Genomic DNA, 19,450 nt, shown 5'->3' on the forward strand with positions numbered 1-19,450 from the left:
CCAAGCCAGGCTGGAAACCTGACCGGCGGCATCGGGCGCAGGGGCGCGCGGATCCTATTCCTTCCTGGCATGCTTCACATATTTATCGAACCAGTCGAAGCTCTCCGCGAGCACGTGCAAACGCGATTCCCTGGCCGCGTAGATGTGGTCTTCGTGGGGATACATCACGAGCCGCGCCGTCGCCCCCAGCCCCTTCAGCGCGTGATACATGCGCAACGTCTGGATCGGATAGGTGCCGGTGTTGCTGTCGGCCTCGCCATGGAACATCAGCACCGGCTCCTTGAGCTGGGTCGCATGAATGAAGGGCGACATGGCCAGATACACCTCGGGCGCTTCCCAGAAGGTGCGACGCTCGCGCTGAAATCCGAACGGCGTCAGCGTCCGATTGTAGGCGCCGTTCATGGCGATGCCCGAAGCGAAGATATCGCTGTGGACCAGCAGATTCATGGTCATGAAGGCGCCGTAGCTGAGACCGGCGACGCCCATGCGATCGCGATCGGACACGCCCATCTCCACCAGTTTGTCGACGGCGGCCTGCGCGTTGGCCACCAGCTGAGTCACATAGGTATCGTTCGCCTGCAGCCCGCCGACGATCGGCATGGCGGCATTCGCCAACACGGCATAACCCTGTGTTAGAAACAGCATGTAGTCCGTGGCAGTCGACATCGACAGCCCGGAGTATTGATAGGACGAGCCGCGCACCTGGCCGGCGCCTTTCACGTCGGCAAACTCGCGGGGATAGGCCCAGATCAAGGTCGGCAGGCGCTGACCTTTTTGATAGCCAGGCGGCAGATACAGGGTGCCGCTGAGAGGAACGCCATCGTTACGGACATAGTTGATCTGCTGCTTGACCGCTCTGGTCAGCGTCGACGGCACTTGCGTGAAGTCGGTGAGCGCCGTGCGTTTATCGCCGGCGAGCTCGTGCAGATAGTAGTTCGGATAGTCGGTGCTGGTTTCATAACGCGTGACGACGCGTGCGGCGCCATCGTCCAGCACGTCGACCACCGCTTCATAGTTCTGCCCTTGGGTCGCCAGCAGACGCTCGGTCTTGCGCGTCGAGAGGTTGTAGCGAGCGAGGAACGGATGGTCGCCATCGGCAGACCCGCCCTCTCCCGATAGATACATCCAGTCGCCATGCTGGCGCAGCACCGCCGCGCCTTGCGCATTCATCTTGAGCACGGGCACGCCGGGATCGCCGTACCAGTCATCGTCATTGTGCTCCCAAAGCAAAGCGGGGCGCGTCCCTTTGCCCGACTTCGCGAGCCACATCTTCGAGCCGCGTGTCGCCCACGCAAATTCCTTCACCAGCGTGGCTCTGCCGTCTGCCGTGAACACGAAGGGATGCCCGCCGGCGTAATCCCCATTGCTGTTGACGACACGGTTCGCGGTGCGCATGAGCTCTCTCGGCTCGGCCTTGAATGGCGCCTCCAGGATTTTCACGCTGTCGCGAAACTCCGCCTCTTTCTTGGGATCGCCGCCGTCCAACGGTGCCACGAACAGAAGCGATGATGAACCCGGCACCCAGGCGAAGCCGCGGGCGCCTGCCGGCGCCCAACCCATGGACTCGGGACCTGCGTTATTGACCGGCAGCGTAGCCACGTTCTTGATGATCTCACCGCTCTTGCCGAGGATCGTCACGTCCTTTGGGAAGCGGCTCGCCGGAACCAGATACGAATACGGCGGCACGATGCGGACCGACAGCAGATATTTGCCATCGCCCGAAGGCGTCAGTTGCTGATAGATGGCCGGCGTGCCGAATGCTTTCGTCGCACCGCTGCTCGCATCGATCAGCGTCGGCTGCGAAGTCATGTAGTAATCGTAGAGCTGCTCGTCATGTTTATCGGCGAGCAGGTTCGTGAACGTCCATACCGGCGCGGCCTCACCGTGAGTTTCCTGGATCGCCGGCCCGGCCGGAACTCCCAGGACCGGCGCCTCGCCGCGGTTCGCCGGCACCAGATGACAAAGCAGCTGCGCCGAGCTCATCCATGAGCAAGGCGCATCCGATTCTCGATCGATACTGCGCGCCGCGTTGATGACGGGCCCCGTCAGCGCACGCGCTGTGCCCGACGACACGTCGACGACCCACAACTCGATACCGCTGGCGGTGGTATGCAGGAACGCAAAGCGGCTGCTGTCCGGCGACCAGAACGGCGGACCGAGCTTCTCGGTGGGCACGGCAAGTTCTTTCTTGCCGCCGCGACCCAGGTCGATGAGCCGATAGCTCGTGCCCGTGCCCGTATATGAAGAGTGATCGTCGTAGCGCGGCGTGTCGTAAGGACCGTTCGTCTTCACATTGACGCGCACACCGCCGAGAGCAGCCATCGGCGCGGAGCGATCCGCAATCGTCGGCATGGCCTTCAACGACGTAACGACCATCCAGTGGCCGTCGGGACTGACGCTCGCTGCCGGCGGCGGCGCGATGTCGAGAATATCGACGGCCTCTTTCGGCGGCACACGATAGCCGTCATCCGCGACGGCGACGTTCCCCAGGCTCACGGCCAGCACGATCGACAGGAGTCCAGATCGAACCTGCATTGCGTTTCCCTCGAAGCTGCGATTTTTCATGAGGCGCGACCTTCAGAATGCCTTCTTCAAGCCGAGCACGAAGTAGCGCCCGATGTTGTCGTAGAGAGAAGCATCGCCCGCGCCCGCATTCAGCAACGGCAGCTGCGGCGGCTTCTGGTTCATCAGATTGTTCACGCTGAACGACACATCGGTCTTCTCGAACAACTCATAGCCGACGAACAGGTCGTGATAGAACTTGGCCGGCACGCCGTACACATTGAACTCTCGGGACCGCTGCGCGTCGAGCGAGGACGAACCGACATAGCGAATATTCCAGCTGGAGGTGAGCTTGTCGAGCCGGTAGCCCACCGAGAGCAGGCCGCGCCAGGTCGGGTCTTTGTATTCGCCGTCCTTGATGAGCAGCGAGGTGGGATCGTTGGCATCGACCAGCTCCTCGAGCTCGGCGAGATACACGAGCGACAGCCTGAGGTCCAGATTGCCGGCCAGCGCGCTCCACAGACTATCGGCGTCGAATCCATAGGCCACGCTCACATCGACACCCTTCGCGGACAGCCGGCCCACGTTGACCTGACGCAGATCGATTCGCGAGATGGCGTACGCATCGTTGACGCCGATCAGATTGCCGCGAGTCACGAGCGGGCAGAACACGTTGTCCAGCGAGGGCGAGTCGACGCACTTGTCCACGATCGAGTTGCCGTCCAAGGTCTGGATCGCATCGTCGATCTCGATCGTCCACCAGTCCGCGGACAGGCGCAGACGCGGCAGGAAGCTCGGCGTCAACACCACGCCGAAGGTCCAGGACTTGGAGGTCTCCTCCATCAGACTCTGGTTGCCGCCGAGCACGGTCAGCAGCGCCAGCGACGCGGCCGGATCGATCCAGCCCGCGGGAACGCCGAGCGCGCGACAGTTCGCCTCGCGATTGGGCGCGAGATTGATCGACGAAACATCGCAGGGATCCTGCGTGATGTTGAGCGTCCCCCGGCTCTCCGGGCCGAACAGCTCGATGATGTTGGGCGCTCGCACGCTCTCCGAACGCGTCACGCGGAAGCGCACATCCCGCACCGGCGCCCATTCCGCGCCGAGCTTCCAGGCAGTCGTCGAACCGATACTGCTGTAATCGGAGAAACGCAGCGCGCCCTCCACCTCGAATCGTTCCACGAAGGGCACGTCCTTGAGCACTGGCACCACGGTTTCGACGAATGCCTCCATGACGTCGGTGCTCGCGTTGACGGGCTGCGCGCCGTTATCCGTTCGATAGAGCTCGCCACGCGCGGCGAGCCCGTCGTCCGACGCGCTGAGCGTGTCCTTGCGATACTCACCGCCGAATGCGAACCCAAGCGGACCGGCCGGCAACTCGAACAGCTCGCCGGTGAGCTGAAAGCCCGCCAGCGTCTGCTCGTTCTCCACCTTCCGGTTCAACGCATAGCTCCAATAAGCCTTCTCCTGCGCGGTGGCCGCGCGACCGGAAAAGACATCGACCGGGACACAGCCGGCGGCGCGTGCCGTCGCGCTGGCGCAAACGGTCGCACCCGTGACCGGATCGGCGATCGCATTCAGCGCCTCGAAGAAGCGCGCCTCGATGCGGGTGTTGGAAATCTGGTAGTTCTGGGTCCGGCGACCGTACTGCGCGAACGTCTCCCAATCGAAGCGCTCCGCGAACTTGCCTTCGAAGCCGAGGCTGAGCGTGAAGGTGTAGCGGTTGTTCTCATATTGTTTGTTGCCCAGTCGATCCTCCTGCACCGAGCCGACCGTCAGCCGCGTCAAGCCGTTGGCATCCATCAGCGCCGCGACTTCATCGGGAATCGTTGGATTGGCGCGCGTCAGGCTCATGCCGGTGTCGAAGAAGCTCTGACCGTTGGTCGCCGTCTTCGCATAGGAGAAATCAAAGCCGGCGAGAAAATTCACCGCGGAGGTCAATTCGTAGCGCAGGTTCGAGATCGCCGACACGCCCGTGCGGGGGTTGCGCAGCGTGCGTTCGCGATTGTTATAACCATAGGGTCCACCCGCGCAGCTCGATGCATTGTTGTAACAGTTGCTGGGGTTGAAGGTCACGAGACCTTCGTCCCACACATAGCGCTGACCGGCGATCACGAAGGTCGGCTGATAGGCACTGCCGATGGTGTGCGGGTCGTAGATCATCATGCGGTCGGGGATGCCGTCGTTCGGGCCGGTGTTGGCCGGGTTGTTCACGAACGCGACCGCGTCCGGGCCGAATGCGAAGTCGCGATCGGTATAGCGCAGCACTTTCGATTCCTGCGCGGACAGACCGAAACTCGCATGGCCCCGGCCCTCGGCGAAAAAGCCGCCGCCGAGCAGATTGGCCGAATAGCTCTCGGCGCCGCCTTCTTGCGACAGGCCGCTGGTGATGCTGGTTTCGAAGCCTTCGAAATTCCGTTTCAGCTTGACGTTGACCACGCCGGACACGGCATCGGCACCGTACACCGCCGATGCGCCGCCGGTAATGATTTCGATGCTGTCGATGATGCCTGGAGGAATCGATGCCAGATCGACCTGCGAACCCTCTCGCGAACCCGAAACTCTGCGACGGCCGTCGATCAGCACCAGGGTCCGGTTCTCGCCCAGGCCGCGCAGGTTGATGAAGCTCGAGCCCAGATCGCGATTGAATGTATCGTTGGTCGCGCCCAGGCCGACACTGATCTGCGGATTCTGCATCATGATCTGGCCGGTATCGACCAGACCCGTCTGCTGGATCTGCTCGGTGGAGATCATGGTCGTGGGCGTCGGCGTGTCGAAGCCGCTGCGCGCGATGCGCGAGCCGGTGACGATGACCTCCTGGACGTGATCGGCCAGCTTCTCGGAGCCGGCAGATGAGCTCGAAGCCGGCGGTGCGACGGTTTCGGCCTGAGCGAGCCGTAGCGGTGGGCTGTCGTGGGAGATGTAGTTGGTCGGGACGAAGGCCGCGGCAGGCAGATGAGTTTCGGCGACCTTGCCGATTGCAATTGAATCATCGCTCGCCACCCGGTAGCTCAAGCCCGCGGGGTCGAGCAACTCGCTCAGCGCCGCTCGGATCGAGCGCTCGCCGGTGACGCCGCGCGTGGCCTCGCGACGGATGTCGCCATTCACGACGACCTGAATGCGTGTCTGCTGTGAGAACCGGAATAGCGCCGTGCCGAGATCCTGGGCGGCGATGTTGAAATCAACGGTGCGGTCCAGATCCATACCGAGCGCCGACAAGGGCGACGCGAGCAGGCCCGTGGCGAGGACCACCGCGGTGACCCGGTTCCATGCACGTCGGAGGCGCGATCCAACACATCGTTCAGCCGTCATCACACTCTCCCTAAAGTGTTGCCGCCCCCAGATTGTGTCGTCCCCGCCCCACCGTCGACGGCGGGTGATTGTTCTTGTCTGGGAGCTATGACGAATGGCGCGCGCGTTGTTGTACGCCGGCCGTGAATTTTTTGTGACGCTGCGAGCGTCTACTTGCGACTCAACAGCACGTCGCCGTTGGCGAGCGGTTCGATGTCGATGTCATAAGCTTGATTCACGCCCGCCAGCCAACCATCGAGCGAAGCGGCGAAAGCCGTGCCGGTGAATGGAATTCTGGCCACTTCGGGATCGGTGATGATGATCTTGCGCGTCGAATAGCGATTCAGATCCTCGACCACCGAGCCGAGCGGCTCGTAGATGTAGGCGAGCTCACCGTTGCGCCAGGCCAGCACGGTTGCAGGATCGACGCTGGCGAGCGATGCGGTTCGTTGCTTCGCGAAGTACGTGAGCTGATAGCCCGCCTCGGTTCGCCACACAGCCTCTTTGCGATCCTGGGTCATGCCGCGCACCTCGACAGTGCCTTCCTCGACCGTCACGGTGATCTTGTCGCGATACCTCCTGACATCGAAGGCCGTGCCCACGGCTGTGACACTGACTTCCCCCGCACGCACCACGAAGGAGCGCGCCTCGTCATGCTTGACCTTGAAGTAGGCTTCGCCGGAAGACAGATCGAGCTGCCGATTGGGACCGTTGAAATCCATGTTCACTCGGCTGCGCGCGCCCAGAATCATTTTCGAACCGTCCGGGAGCGTGGTAGCGCGATGGGGCAGCGAGGCCGTGGATTGTGTCGGCGCCGTTGCGCTCGTGACGTCATATCGCGACATCAATAGGGTCGCAGTGATGACGGCGATACCGGCGGCGATCGCCCACGCGGCGATGAGCCGCGGGCGCTGCATCCGGAATCCCGGCGCTTCCTTGAGCGCGTCCAGATTGCGCCATTGACGCTGGACCTGCTCGAACGCGGCAAAGTTTTCCGGGTCCTCGTCGCACCAACGCAGCCAGTCGAGATATTCGGCCTCGGTCCGGCCGGCTCCCTCCAGGCGCACCAGCCAGTCGCTGGCCTCGCTCAGTCGACGCGCCCGTCGCTGATCGACCGCTCGCTCCGTCGATGTCATGGGATGACCTTCCATGATTCCGCGGAGGAATGACCTTCACACCGCAGACAGATATAAACCAGTGCACGACGGATATATCGGCGCACCATGCGCTCCTTCAAACCGGTGAGCGCCGCCACTTCTTCGATCGAACGATCCGCCAGCTTGTGCAGTGTGAATATTTTACGGCAGGTGTCGGGCAGCTCGGCGACGGCCTGCTTCAGGAGGATGAGCTCCTGAGCGGCGATCGCCGCGCGCTCACCGTGCGGCTCGGCGAACAAATCGTCGGCCGGCTCCAGCCGGTCGATCTGGCCCCGGATGCGTCGCTGGCGGATCCGATCGATAGCCAGGTTCTCGGCGATCCGATACAGGTAAGAGCGCAGGTAGCTGATCGCGCCCGATTTGTCTTCGAGCTGCAGCAGCTTGACGTAGGCCTCCTGCGCGATCTCCATGGCCTCCTGCTCATCCTTGAGCCGGGTCATGAGCAGGCCCACCAGCTTGCGATTGTGCTCGCGAAACAGGTGGACGACGGCGTCCGCATGACGATGCCCGGCCGTTGCATCCTGGTCGGGTGGCTGCGCCTGTGCGGTGAGCTCGGTGGAATTCACAACGACTCTGCGACCTTCCCTCCACTGTATAGCTATGACGTATGAACCGGGAAAACCGGTACTCGCCGCAACGACCGGCCCTCAGCCCGCTTCCTCGAGCGGTGGCGCAACTTCTTCGAACCACGCCTGGATCCGCTCCAGCAGGTCGCGACTGTTGGCCGGGCTCTGGATGCCGTGCCCCTCGCCCCAATAACGAACGAAGCGCGCCCGCTTGCCCTGGCGATAGAGCGCGTTGAAGAACTCCTCGCCCTGCTGAATCGCCACGTAATCCATGTCCCCCTGCACGATCATGAGCGGGGTCTCGACCCGGTCGACCGCGAATATGGGGCTGTTGCGTAGATAACGATTCAGATCTTCCCAGGGCGGTGAGCCCATGGCGGTCTGGCCGCTCTCCATCAATTGCATCATCGACAGGAACTCCTGCGGCTCGCTGGCGTAGCGCCTGCGAGCGTCGAACTGACCATACAAGCTGATCAGATTCGACAATCCCGCCAGCGCCACGCCGCCGGCAAATCGGCGCGTCTGCGTGAGCAAGCCGTAAGTGGAAAAGCCGCCGAAGCTCCCGCCCATCACGAACAAGCGCTTGGGATCGGCCACGCCCGTGGCCACCGCCGCATCCACGGCAGGCAGCACGCCATTCGGCAGCTTGAGCATGGGATCGTCGGTCTTGCCCCACGGGTTCAATGGCATGCTCGGTAACAACACGGCATAGCCGCGCGCCGCCCAGATCTGCGGACTGTAGGCACTCAGCCACCGGCCAAATTCGAGGCTCGACGGCGGCACCTCGGAGTACACCGAGCCGGCGTACACCGAAGTGATCAACGGATAGCGCCGCCCCTTCTCATAGCCGACCGGCAACAACAGCCACCCCTTCAATGCATCGCCATCGAGGCTGGTGTACTCGAGCAGTCGCCGTTCGGGCTGGATGAGGTCACGCAGAAAGCCGTTGGCGTCGATCAACAACTGTGTCGGGGCGCCTTGGGGGGCGAGCCAGAGGCGCAAGCCGTCGCCATCGTTGGCGTAGAACGCGGCTTGTCCGCTACGGGGCGAATAGCTGAGCAACTCCGCCTTGGGCGCGGGTGTCGCCAACGCCGCGACCCGATTCGCCGCGAGATCGACACGATGCAATTGCAACTCAGCGGCGCGCCGTATCCCGAGCACCAGGTCATCGTACTCGTGCCCTTGCTCGGCATACTCCGTCAAACCATCGTTGGTGGTGGCCGGCCAGACGATCCGCTCGATCTTCTCGCCGAATGCCGGCAAGGCGCGGGAGACGCGGCCACTCGCAACCTGCAATCGCCATAGCTCTTCCTTGGCGAGCCCGACGAACGATGCGCGTCCCCGCTCCGCCCAGAATTGTTCCGGCACGACGGCCATGCCCTTGGTCAAGTTGCGACGCTTGCCGTCCAACGAGACTCGCCACCAATCGCGACGCGCATCGGGTGCCGTGGCTCGCTCATCTAGACGCTCGGCAGCTCGAATCAACAAAGCCCCATCCGCGGTCCATTCAATCTGCGGCGGAACCCACCAGGCGCCGATGGTCGTGGTATCCAGCGGACCAAGCTCGAGCATCTCGACGGTGCCACGCGCGGGCGTGCCAACATAAATCCGCTGCGACCCATCGCCCCCTTCGGCGAACCCAGTGAACACGACACGATCTCCCCGAGGCGACCAGCGCACGGCGTCGACGCGAGCGTCGCTTGCGACCTTCTCCGCTGTCAGCAACCGGCGGCCCGACAGATCGACCACATCGATCGTGTAACGTGTCTTGCCCGATTGAATCAATTTGATGCCGGCCTGCGGAACACTCACTCCGACCTGGCGACCGTAGGCGATGTACTCGCCGCGTGGCGAAGGTGTCAGCGCGGTACTCGAACGATCCGCCACGATCGACGCTTCACCTGTGCGAACGTCGAAGCGCACCAACCGTCCTTGCGGTCGTTTGCTCACATCCACGGGCACGCCGCTGTCGAGCACGCTCACCGTCGATTGCTCGCCGCGCCGGGTTTTGGGCCATTCCTCGGCGGCGATGCGCTGGCTCTGACGCTCGATCTCCAAACCGATGGGACGCCCGCCCTCGGGCAGCAGCGGACACAACACGTGCCCGGCATCCAGCCACAGATGCGGCGGACGATAAATCTTGCCGTCGATATCCACGCCGCGCTCACTCAATCGCCGTAGCGTGTTGGTGCGGCTGTCCCACACCCACAGCCACACGTTGTCGGCGATCACCGGCCCCCGCGTCGACAACATCGCAAGATAGCGACCGTCCGGCGACCAGACCGGCGACCACCAGCCCGAGCCATCCTCGGCGCCTCGCGTGACATTGACGGGCTCGGCCGCACCCGGCGTCTTCACCCACACATCGGCGCGATCGTTGTCCCACAGGAACTGGATGGTGTAGTCCCGCACCGTCTGGTCGCTGCGACGGCGGGTGAACGCCATCGACTTGCCATCGGGCGCGAATGCCACAGGCCCGCCGTAATAGGTCCCGAGCCCCTCGAGACGATAGGTATCTTCCAATGTGACGGGACGCTGAGCGGCCGGCGCTGCATCGGCTATTGAAACAATCGACGTGAGTGCCGCCATGACGACGGCACGGCGAACCATTTGCAGAACGAACATGGAAACTCCACTGAAGAGATCGAACTACTCTGGCCGGCTTTAGCGACCGGCACTCCATTTCTCGCGCATCGCTCGCCAGCGACCGTATTGCTCCGCCTTGGCCGGATCGGAATCTTCCTTGCCCAGCAACCAGAAATCGAACCAGTCGATGTTTTCCTGCATCGCCGTCAATCGGTTCCTGGGCTGATGGAACAAGTGCGACTCGTCGGGGTAATACACCAGCTCGGTCGGCACACCGGCGTCGCGAAGCGCGGCATTGAGCTCGAACTGAGTCGAATGTCCGCCGGCGACCTGCTGAAGCATCGGACCAGCGGCACGAGCCGCGCGAAACGTGGGCGACAGGCGCTCATAGCGCGGCACCGCCGCGCGATCATAAGGCGAGCCACCGTAGACAGCCCGATAGGATGAACTGTTCGAGAAATATCCGGACGGTTCGAGATAACCGCCATCGCCACTGGAGGCCACTCGAAACATCTTCGATTGAGTCATGGCGACGTTGACCATTTGCGATCCCGCGCTGTAGCCGGCAATGCCCACCCGGCCCGCATCCACTACTCCCTGCGCCGCGAGATCCTCCACCGCCGCTTCGAAGCTTCGCACCGTATTGATCCAGATCAGATCCTGGACCCGTTCGAGGGGCAGTGAGCCCGACCCGCCCCACTGCGCATACGCGGCGGTGAGCTCGGCCGAATCGGACATCGCCGGCTCATTCATCGCGATGACGATGTAGCCGCGTTCGGCCCAGGCCTGGACCGGATAGTCCCATTGAAACTCGACGCTCGCGAATCTCTGATCCGCGTCACCGCCGTGAGTGACGAGGATCGCCGGATATTTGCGAGTCGCCTCATGGTTCCTCGGATACACGACGTAGCCACTCGCCTTGTAGCCATCGCGATTCGTCCACATCCTCGGCACGATTCGCAACGGTGCGATGGCGGAGTGACTCGGAGAAAGGTCGACCACCGACGTCACGTTGCCCTTGCGGGGATTCAGGCGCACCAGCTCCGGCGGCGAGACCATCGACTCACGAATACAAACACCGGCCGTAAATGCACGATTGACTGAGCAATGGGTCAGGCTGCCCTCGACCCGCACCTCATCCACGCCGCCGGATCTCGTGACCCTCACCAGCCCATATCTCGGGTTTTCGTAGTACCGGATGCCGATCAGCGCAACGTCGCCCTCGGGTGACCTCCAGTTCTGCGACGCGCGCGGATCGCCGAGCCTGAACGCAACCCGCCCACGCTCGATCACCGAACCATCCCGCAACGTCTCGATGAGCTTGCGGTCGTTGCCGAAGCCCGTCGTCGTCAGCGAACCGCCGCGCGGTCCCGGGATGTCGTGCCTCGGCGCGTAGAAATCCGACTCACGCCCGACGACCTCGGCCTTCGATTGCTTACGCGACCATCGACGATGCTCGAACGATTCATGATCGCTGGCGCGCGCCCAATAAGTTAAGGAAGAAGCGTCGGCGCCCCACTCGACAGCATAAAAGCCTGCGGCAGTCGCATCGATACGGTCCAGCATCACATCGCGACCGTCGGCACCCCTGATGTGCAGCTCGATGGGGCTACTGCCATACGCTGTGAACAGCGGCAGGAAGCGAGGATTCACCGTCCGCGCATCCGCGGCCTTCGACGTCCTCTTCGCATACCAATAGCTTTTGCCATCCGGTGCCCAACCGTAATCGGAGATCCCGAAGGGGTGCAGCCCCTCCATCGCCGAGCCCACCTGATCGAGATCCCGATTGACCAGCACCGCCTCAAACCGGCCCGTGCCATCGATCCGATACAGCTGCACTCCCTCTCCTATATCGGCCAGCACGCTCAAGTCGGTCGAGCCTGGAATGATCCGCAGCTCGCTGAGCCATGAGGAGGACTTCAGCTCACGATCGACTCCCGTCGCAAGATCGACCCGACGGAGACTCGACAATTTCGCGTTCGTCGCGAGATCGCCGCGGCGGATGATGTATGTCGCTTGCTTGCCGTCCTCCGATATCAGGAGGTCGACGACCTCCGGTGCCGCCGCAATGTCCTGCAACGTCCAGGCGCGCGGCGGTGAAACCGGCGTCGCGGCAAGCGCGGCGATGGAGATCGACATCATCGCCACGCCGGAAATCAAACGGCCCCGTCGCGAGACCCGCGTTTGTGAATTCATTCTTGTGCTCCCGAAGTCTCTTACCAGTGCTTTGCCACGGAAACGCTCAGGAAGCGACCGATCACCGACGCGTTGGTTGCGTCGTAGCGAGGCACATAGACCGAGGTGTATGCAAACAGCGGTGGATCGCGGTTGAACAAGTTCTGCGCGGACAGCGACCACTCGAGACCCGACCACGCGCCCGCCTGTTCGCCGGTTCGATACTGGAGCGTGGCATCGACAGTGGTGAATGACGCCGTCTTCTTGGTGGCCCCGGTCGACCAGAAATTCTCCTCGACGCCACCGGTGTAGTTGGCAAAGGCCGATGCACTGAACCCGCCCAGGTTCCACACCGCGCCGAGGCGTGCGTTGAGCTTCGCAGGATTGTAGATGGAGCCGGACAGATCGTAGCTGCTCTGTGCCGAGGTCGTCTGTTGCGAGCTGTCGAGCCAGCTTGCCGAACCACGCACTGTCAGTCGGCCTGCACCGATGTGCAATCCGTACGACGCGGACAAATCGACGCCTCGTATCTGCTGTTTCGCCGCGTTGACGTAGGTATTGAAGAACATCGCAACGACGTTGGCAGGATCGTACGGCGCCCCCGTATTGTTGTTGAAAATGGAGTTGACGATGACCGCGGCCAACTGCTCCGGCGTTGGCGAAAGGACCACGAACTCCGAATAGATGGGATTGCTGAGGGCTTCGGAAGAATTGCCGATCGGCATGACCACGCGATCGGTGTAGTCGATGTCGAACCAGGTCAGCTCCGCCTTCAGATCGGGCAGCGCCTCGGGATGGAACGACAGCGAGGCGCTCCAGGTCCGTGCGTGTTCTGGGCCCAGCTCGGGATTGCCGCCGATGGTCGACAACAAAGCGGCATTGGCGGGATAACCTGCGCCACCGTAGTAGCGTGGCGGATCGAGATAGGCATATTGCAGACCGGAGGTCTGGTACAAGGTCGGCGCCTTGAACGACTTGCCCCAAGACCCTTTGAATGTGAAATCCGCATTGGGGCCGTAGACGAAACCGAGCTTGGGCGTGGTCACGCTGCCGAAGCTGTCGTAGTCCTCACCGCGCATCGCCGCCGTCAGCATCAGGCGCTGGCCTTGGTCGCCAGAGGCAGCGGGACCGATCAACGGCAGGTTGAGCTCGGCATAGACAAACCGGCTGCTTTCTTCACCGTCCGCGGACATCCTGCCCGATCGAGGTAGGTAGAGTTGCAGACTGGTCGTGCGGTAGCCGGCGCCGACGGCAAGCCGCGCATCGCCGCCCTTCAATGCGAACAACGGACCTTCGGCTCCCAGCTCGTAGGTGCGACTCTCGTTGACATACTCCGCTCGGATCACGGGTGTTGACACGCCGGTCGCGAGGGTCACCATGTCGGCGTAATTGAGCGTCTCATCCTCGCCCCAGGTCCCGCCGAGCGACAGCATCCAATCCCGAGGCAGCGTGAATTCGATCGTCGGCGAGACCAGCGAAGTCGTGGTCGTCGGCGTGTAGTGGTAGTACATGCTCGTGAAGCTGGCGTCGTACTCCTGATCGCGTTCCGTCCGCATCGCATCCAGCCGCACTTCGACGACATCGCCGAGCGACTGATGCACACTCAACAAGCCGCTGTCCTGCTCGATGCCCGGGTAGAGCGAATACGGATTCGGCAGGTTCGCCGCATAGTCCCGCTGGTTCGCATAGATGGGATCGATGGAGGAATTCTTGTAGGTCGCGATGACACCGCCGCTGGACCAGGTCGTGCCTGCGGTGACGGTGTACTCACGCGTCGTCATGCCGTCGTTGGTCGACGTGCCGTAACGTGCCCCGACCGTCACGCCCTCAAAGTCACGCTTGAGAATGACGTTGCCGACACCCGCCACCGCATCGGAGCCATAGACGGCGGAAGCGCCATCGGCAACGATCTCGATGCGTTCCAAGGCCTCCACTGGGATCGCGCTGATATCGACCGACTGTGCAACGCCGCCGTAAGCCATGCGCCGGCCGTTGAGCAGCGTCAACGTGGCATCCGGCCCCAAGCCACGCAAATTCAAGCCCGAGCCGCCGGTCAAGTTGCCATTGGCGATGTCACCCAGTGACGCCGACGTCGAGACCGCCCCCGGGTTCTGGCCGCCATTGAAGTTCTGCGGCAGGCTGCGAATCACTTCACCCAGATCGGAAAAGCCCTGTTCGCGAATGCTCGCCGCATCGATGCTGATGACCGGCGAGGGCGTTTCTCCACCGCGAATGTGCGACCCGGTGACCACGACGGTGTCGGTAACATCGCCACTTGCGCGCATGACTGAAACGGTGTGGTCATCGATGCTCTGCCAGGACAGCGCCGTTCCCTCCAGCAACAATGCCAGCGCCTGCTGCGTCGTGAAGCTGCCGTCGATCTTGCGCACCTGAACGCCCGCCACGGCATCCTGAGAAAACACCAGGGTGATATTGGCCTGCTCCGCGAACTGATTGAGCGCACTGGCCGCCGACTGCGCGGCGATGGTGAACGCCCTCTTTTCCGCCTCAGCCTGGGCGCTCGCGATATCGACGACGCCGCCCGTTGCCAGCGCAATCGAGAGCGCGCTCCAGAGCAATCTTTGCCGATAAAGATTCCGCGTCGAATGACGACTCATGCTCATGCCTCTCCCCTACTTGTTGTTCGAGCCAGTGACGCTGTCACCGCTTCTAAGACGGGGCTGCGGAAAATTTCCGCTATCGTCACGCGAGCCAGTTACCGATGTTTCGGAGGCTGGCCCGCACGCCTCGGGAACGCAGATGAGATACGCGCCCTCGCTGGTGCGCCGGTAATCCAGCGAGGTGCCCGCCAGCAGGCGACTGAGACCTTCCTCCACGCTGTAGCTGCCATATAACGCGCGACTGCGCATTCTTGCGACCGTGTCGTAAGAGAAGATCAGTGTCACATCCGCCTGCCGCGCAAACTCGTTCAATGCGGAGGGGGCCGGCCGGAGCGTGATGTCGAAGTGTTTGTGATCTGCATCGGCCCGCACACAGGCGCACAGCGCCCACGCGACCGCGAAAGGAATGATTCTGAACCCGTACCCCATGCAGTCCGCAGTGACCTGGCGACGCCATTGCGCCGGTCCAGCGGAGACGGGTCAGGCGCGCGTTTCCGCCATGCCCCTCGCGGATGTCGCCTGTTAGGGCCTGTTAACACTCATTGGATGGGCTGCGACGAGCTATTGCGGTTCAGGGCTAGGCGCGACGACCGCCGTGTACTCTCCGTACATAAGGGAGGAGCAACGACGTCCTGAACCGCAATAGCTCGTCCCATCTAAGGATATTTATTCATTAAACGGGTTGCGCCTCCCGATTCTCATGAAACATGGGCCTGCAGCTGCGTTACAAAGCTTGCCCTCGCTACGCGAGGGCTGCGCTTTGCGCCTTGCTGAAGGCGATTGGAGGCGCAACGCAGCCCATCCAATGAGTGTTAACAGGCCCTAGTGGCGCTCGCGTGCCTCGAGATAGATCACATTGTCCGCACCGCGCTGGACGGCGACCGGGAAGGCGCGCGTCAGCGCCGCAACGAAGCCATCGACGTCGCCCGTACGGAAACGACCGCCCATGCGCATCTCGCGAATGGCTGGATCGACCACGATCAGACGTTTGTCGCTGTAACGATTGACCTCTTCGATGGCACGCGACAACGGCTCGCCGTCGAACACGATTGCGCCCTCGCGCCAGGCCAACGCTTTACTCAGCAAGGCACTGGGCAGCGCCTCCACTGGCGATGGCGACTCCAACTGGAACCGCTGGCCCGCCAGCAGTTGCGTCGGCAGTTCGACATGAACTTGCGGCGAAATGACTTCTGCAGCTACCGATGGCGTCGGCTCCTGCCGCACTTCCACCTTGCCCTCAGTCACGATCACTTCGACCTGCTCGTTCTCGCGCAGGCGTACGTTGAAGGCTGTGCCGATCGCGCGCACGCGCGTCTCACCCGCGATCACGACAAACGGCCGATCCGCATTTTTCGCGACGTGAAACAAAGCCTCGCCCTTGCGCAGGCGAACCGCACGCTCCTCGGGTGTGTAGAGCGTCTCTACGATGGTGTTGGTATTGAGCTCGACCGTCGATCCATCCGCCAAGCGAGCGCTTCGGTGCTGACCTACGGCCGTGGACAACAACTGTGCCTCTGCGCTCTGCCGTTGCAACAGCACGCCAATGCTGACGAGGACCAACGAGGCCGCCACCGCCGCGCCAACCCAGCGTGCCACCCGATGCGGACGTCGCAGTCGTTCGGGTTCCGCCTGCAATCTGCGTTCTTCGGCGAGGAAGGTGGCAACCTTTTCCTCACGCTTCGCCTCGGCCAGCGTGTCGAGCGATTGCCAGACGCCGCCAAGCTCCTCGAATGCACGACGATGTCTCGGGTCGCGACGCAGCCATTGCTCCAGCGCCGCTCGCAGCTCAGGCCCGCCGCCATCATCCATCCGCCACACCCAGACCGCCGCCTCCTCCTCCACCTCGGCGAGTGTTCGCAGCTTCACCAGTTCGCTCATCCAAGCTCTCCTTCGCCCGTATGCTTGCGCCGGATCGATGCAACATCCGCGGCCGGTGCGGCGTTCGTGAAGCCACGCTCCCGCAAATGATCGCGACAACGCACCAGTCCCTTCGCCACGTGCTTCTCGATGGTGCTTTCGGAGATACCGAGCACGGCGCTGATATCCGCCTGAGATAATTTGTAGACCTTTCTGAGCACGAAGACCCGCCGGCAGATCGGCGGCAAACTGTCCACGGCAGCACAGAACGCTTCGAAGCGGCGCCGTGCGTCGAGTTGTTCCTCCAACTGCGGTCCATTCGCAGCGACACCGATGACATCCACATCCGCCACCGAGTCGGTGGCGCGACTGGTGCGCCGTCGTCCCGACTCCACCGCCAGATTGTGCGCGATGGTGAGCAGCATCGCCTTGGGCGACTCGACTGCGCTGTAATCGGTGATGCCGTAGATACGCAGATAGGTATCCTGGATCACATCTTCAATGTCCTCATCGGAGGTCAGATACCTGCGCAGATACTTCCGCAGCATCGGCCGATGGCAGAACACCTGATTGAGAAACCATTCCTGACGATCGGGCGGCATGAAGACGAGCAACTGAGACAGCCGGCAGGAACACCAATGAACCTCAAACGCCGCCCCAAGTAAAGCCTTTGGGGCGCTGTAACCTGCTGTTTCCGCGAATCACAGTGACGAGTGGCGGAAATCGATGCCTGGCCCGTCTTCAGACCTCCAGCCCGAAATTCGCCTCCGCCATGCCGGTCAGCGACTCGCTGCCCGGGTCGGCACTGCCGGGCCGGCATCGGTCATTTCCTATGCCGGCGGCCTCTCGAGCATCCTGATCCAGCTGGTGCGTCGGCCGCGGTAGGCAGCGGACGCACCATCGCGATCTGATCGGTGACGAGCGTGGCGGTCGACTCAGCGTTGGTCTCGCATCCCGAACCAGAGCTTGCGTTCGCTGTCGGTTCTCGGTCGATACCACTCGACCTCGATGTGCCAGTCGTCCCCGTTGGAGCCGCCTCCTCCCCCTTTTTGCGCGATATCACTCCACGGCTGGCGCACGATTTCCTTCGCCAGCCGGTCGGCGATGTCTCTTGCCTCAGCTCCCGTACCGGTCATCTGCAACTCACAGAACGTCGTGCGGCAGTCGATTTTCAGCGTCGTGTACCGATCCGCCGGCAGATGCGACTCGATGTGCTGCCGTATCAGCATCTCCGTCGAGTACGCCCAGCTGGCATCCTTGGGTTCAGCCTCCTTCTTCGCCCGTTCGCGCTGCTGCTGCAGTTGGTAGGCGCGGCTGGCGAGCGCGCGGGTGTCTTCCTCGCTCAGGTTTTCGATCGATATGCATCGCTGCTTCACGAACGCCGGCTCGCTGGACGAGGCCTGCGACTCAGCACGCACGCTGGTTGCCGTTTTTTCCAAGGCCTTGGCCGGCTCAACCCTCGAGACAGGCCGAACATTCGGACAGGATTCCCGTTGCTCCGGTTCAATGTTGACGGGCCCAATGGAGCCGGCCGGCAACTGTGCCGGCGCGGCGGTTTGCATGACTGGAGGAGCAGTGACACGGAGCACTGCGAAGCAGATGAGTGCGCCGACCACCGCACCGAACGCGAACATTTTCATCGTGCCGCTCCGTGGCTTGCCCTTGAAGGCTTAGGTAGCCAGATTCCCTGAATTTCAGATCGACTTCAACCCGCCCGGAGCCAATTTCACCTCCCCAGCAGATAAAACAGCGCATCGTTCAGTGCCGGCGCGAACACCGAGGTGTGGGTCTGGCCGTCATAGATTCTGGAACGCCACTCCAGCTTGTCGTTGGCGGCCCGGTTCAGCGCGCTGATGGTGCGATTGAAGTGCTGGCCCAGCTCTTCATATAAAGCGACGCCGCCATTCAGCTCTCGCGAGCCTGCCGACAGGAACATCCGGGTTGGATGAGCCAGCTTGCCCTTCAGCAGCGTTTCGAACTGCCCGACGTAGTCCGCGTCGGTGCTGAAAATGCCCGGGCTGCCGAGCCAGTAACGGTCGAACAGTCTGGATTGCTTCAGAAAGGCGTAAAAGGTGAAGGTCCCGCCGAAAGAACTGCCGAGAATACCGGCGGGCTTCTTGAGGGTGTTGTATCTGGAGCGGATGAAAGGATCCAGTTCCTGCTCCAGGAACGCCAGAAACTTGTCCGCCCCGCCGGGCGTGGTCGCGGGCGTGGTCGAGAGGCCGCCTTTCATCGAGGCGGGCACTGCATCCACCATCGTGTAGTCGCGCGTTCTAGCATTGGGTTGCCCGACCGGATAGTCGACGCCCACCAGCAGCACGGGCGGGAAGCCGGGATTGATCAGATCCGCATATTGAAGCATGCAGATCGCGGCGCTCATGTTGAGCGCGAAGGATCCGTCCAGAACATAGATCACGTCGAGCGGCGGATTGTCGCCCAGCGGCGCGATGTGAGGCAGCGTCTTGGGCGGCGACCAGACACCGATGGCCATCTTGTCGCCCACCGCCCGCGACTGATATTCGAAGGCGTCGGTATTCCGCACCGGCCAGGGCTGTCCGGTAGGTTTGAATCCGCTGGAATCCGCGGCGTGCACTACTCCTTCAACCCCCAAAGCGGCGGTCAAACCGACGCCCGACATCAGGAACTCTCGTCGTCCGAACATTTCCAAATGCTCCTTCAAGTGCAGGGGCCGCGC

12 protein-coding genes are annotated in these 19,450 nt (G+C 62.6%); all 12 read right to left on the reverse strand.

Annotated elements, in window-relative coordinates; translation table 11 throughout:
• Window positions 1–54: 54 nt before the first annotated feature.
• Complete coding sequence (locus EKO19_RS20505; protein ID WP_157995361.1) at window positions 55–2,535, reverse strand: S9 family peptidase; 2,481 nt, start codon at window positions 2,533–2,535, stop codon at window positions 55–57.
• Between the two features lie 42 nt (window positions 2,536–2,577).
• Window positions 2,578–5,814 carry a TonB-dependent receptor plug domain-containing protein gene (locus EKO19_RS20510; RefSeq protein WP_129778301.1) on the reverse strand — a complete coding sequence of 1,079 codons (3,237 nt, stop codon included), beginning with the start codon at window positions 5,812–5,814 and terminating at the stop codon, window positions 2,578–2,580.
• A 149-nt stretch (window positions 5,815–5,963) separates the two neighbouring features.
• Window positions 5,964–6,929, reverse strand: a complete 966-nt coding sequence (locus EKO19_RS20515) for a FecR family protein (RefSeq protein WP_175597133.1) — start codon at window positions 6,927–6,929, stop codon at window positions 5,964–5,966.
• The gene (locus EKO19_RS20520; protein WP_246038920.1) at window positions 6,926–7,516 is read right to left on the reverse strand and encodes an RNA polymerase sigma factor; all 591 of its coding nucleotides are present in this window, start codon (window positions 7,514–7,516) and stop codon (window positions 6,926–6,928) included. The genes EKO19_RS20515 and EKO19_RS20520 overlap by 4 nt, the downstream gene beginning before the upstream one ends.
• 81 nt (window positions 7,517–7,597) lie before the next feature.
• Entirely contained in the window at window positions 7,598–10,141 is a 2,544-nt protein-coding gene (locus tag EKO19_RS20525; RefSeq protein ID WP_129778303.1) for a S9 family peptidase, read from the reverse strand.
• 39 nt (window positions 10,142–10,180) lie between these two features.
• A complete protein-coding gene (locus EKO19_RS20530) occupies window positions 10,181–12,298 on the reverse strand; it encodes a prolyl oligopeptidase family serine peptidase (RefSeq protein ID WP_129778304.1) in 2,118 nt (705 codons plus the stop codon).
• A 20-nt stretch (window positions 12,299–12,318) separates the two neighbouring features.
• The gene (locus EKO19_RS20535) at window positions 12,319–14,901 is read right to left on the reverse strand and encodes a TonB-dependent receptor (protein WP_217705482.1); all 2,583 of its coding nucleotides are present in this window, start codon (window positions 14,899–14,901) and stop codon (window positions 12,319–12,321) included.
• Window positions 14,902–14,910: 9 nt separating this feature from the next.
• On the reverse strand, window positions 14,911–15,327 hold the full coding sequence (locus tag EKO19_RS20540; RefSeq protein WP_129778305.1) for an STN domain-containing protein: 417 nt from the start codon (window positions 15,325–15,327) through the stop codon (window positions 14,911–14,913).
• A gap of 393 nt (window positions 15,328–15,720) precedes the next feature.
• A complete protein-coding gene (locus tag EKO19_RS20545) occupies window positions 15,721–16,776 on the reverse strand; it encodes a FecR family protein (RefSeq protein ID WP_129778306.1) in 1,056 nt (351 codons plus the stop codon).
• Complete coding sequence (locus tag EKO19_RS20550; protein ID WP_129778307.1) at window positions 16,773–17,357, reverse strand: RNA polymerase sigma factor; 585 nt, start codon at window positions 17,355–17,357, stop codon at window positions 16,773–16,775. The genes EKO19_RS20545 and EKO19_RS20550 overlap by 4 nt, the downstream gene beginning before the upstream one ends.
• A 333-nt stretch (window positions 17,358–17,690) precedes the next feature.
• Window positions 17,691–18,389, reverse strand: coding sequence for a hypothetical protein (locus EKO19_RS20555; protein WP_129778308.1), 699 nt, complete (start codon window positions 18,387–18,389; stop codon window positions 17,691–17,693).
• A gap of 92 nt (window positions 18,390–18,481) precedes the next feature.
• Window positions 18,482–19,417, reverse strand: coding sequence for an alpha/beta hydrolase (locus EKO19_RS20560; protein WP_129778309.1), 936 nt, complete (start codon window positions 19,415–19,417; stop codon window positions 18,482–18,484).
• Window positions 19,418–19,450: the final 33 nt, after the last annotated feature.

The organism is Peristeroidobacter soli (genome assembly GCF_004138485.1).
Classification (GTDB): Bacteria; Pseudomonadota; Gammaproteobacteria; order Steroidobacterales; family Steroidobacteraceae; genus Steroidobacter; species Steroidobacter soli.

Coding starts and splice junctions, on each gene's coding strand:
- EKO19_RS20545 (WP_129778306.1), bottom strand. CDS start 16,776: ATGAGCGAACTGGTGAAGCTGCGAACACTCGCCGAGGTGGAGGAGGAG.
- EKO19_RS20530 (WP_129778304.1), bottom strand. CDS start 12,298: ATGAATTCACAAACGCGGGTCTCGCGACGGGGCCGTTTGATTTCCGGC.
- EKO19_RS20510 (WP_129778301.1), bottom strand. CDS start 5,814: ATGACGGCTGAACGATGTGTTGGATCGCGCCTCCGACGTGCATGGAAC.
- EKO19_RS20525 (WP_129778303.1), bottom strand. CDS start 10,141: ATGTTCGTTCTGCAAATGGTTCGCCGTGCCGTCGTCATGGCGGCACTC.
- EKO19_RS20535 (WP_217705482.1), bottom strand. CDS start 14,901: ATGAGCATGAGTCGTCATTCGACGCGGAATCTTTATCGGCAAAGATTG.
- EKO19_RS20505 (WP_157995361.1), bottom strand. CDS start 2,535: ATGCAGGTTCGATCTGGACTCCTGTCGATCGTGCTGGCCGTGAGCCTG.
- EKO19_RS20555 (WP_129778308.1), bottom strand. CDS start 18,389: ATGTTCGCGTTCGGTGCGGTGGTCGGCGCACTCATCTGCTTCGCAGTG.
- EKO19_RS20540 (WP_129778305.1), bottom strand. CDS start 15,327: ATGGGGTACGGGTTCAGAATCATTCCTTTCGCGGTCGCGTGGGCGCTG.
- EKO19_RS20550 (WP_129778307.1), bottom strand. CDS start 17,357: ATGCCGCCCGATCGTCAGGAATGGTTTCTCAATCAGGTGTTCTGCCAT.
- EKO19_RS20560 (WP_129778309.1), bottom strand. CDS start 19,417: ATGTTCGGACGACGAGAGTTCCTGATGTCGGGCGTCGGTTTGACCGCC.
- EKO19_RS20515 (WP_175597133.1), bottom strand. CDS start 6,929: ATGACATCGACGGAGCGAGCGGTCGATCAGCGACGGGCGCGTCGACTG.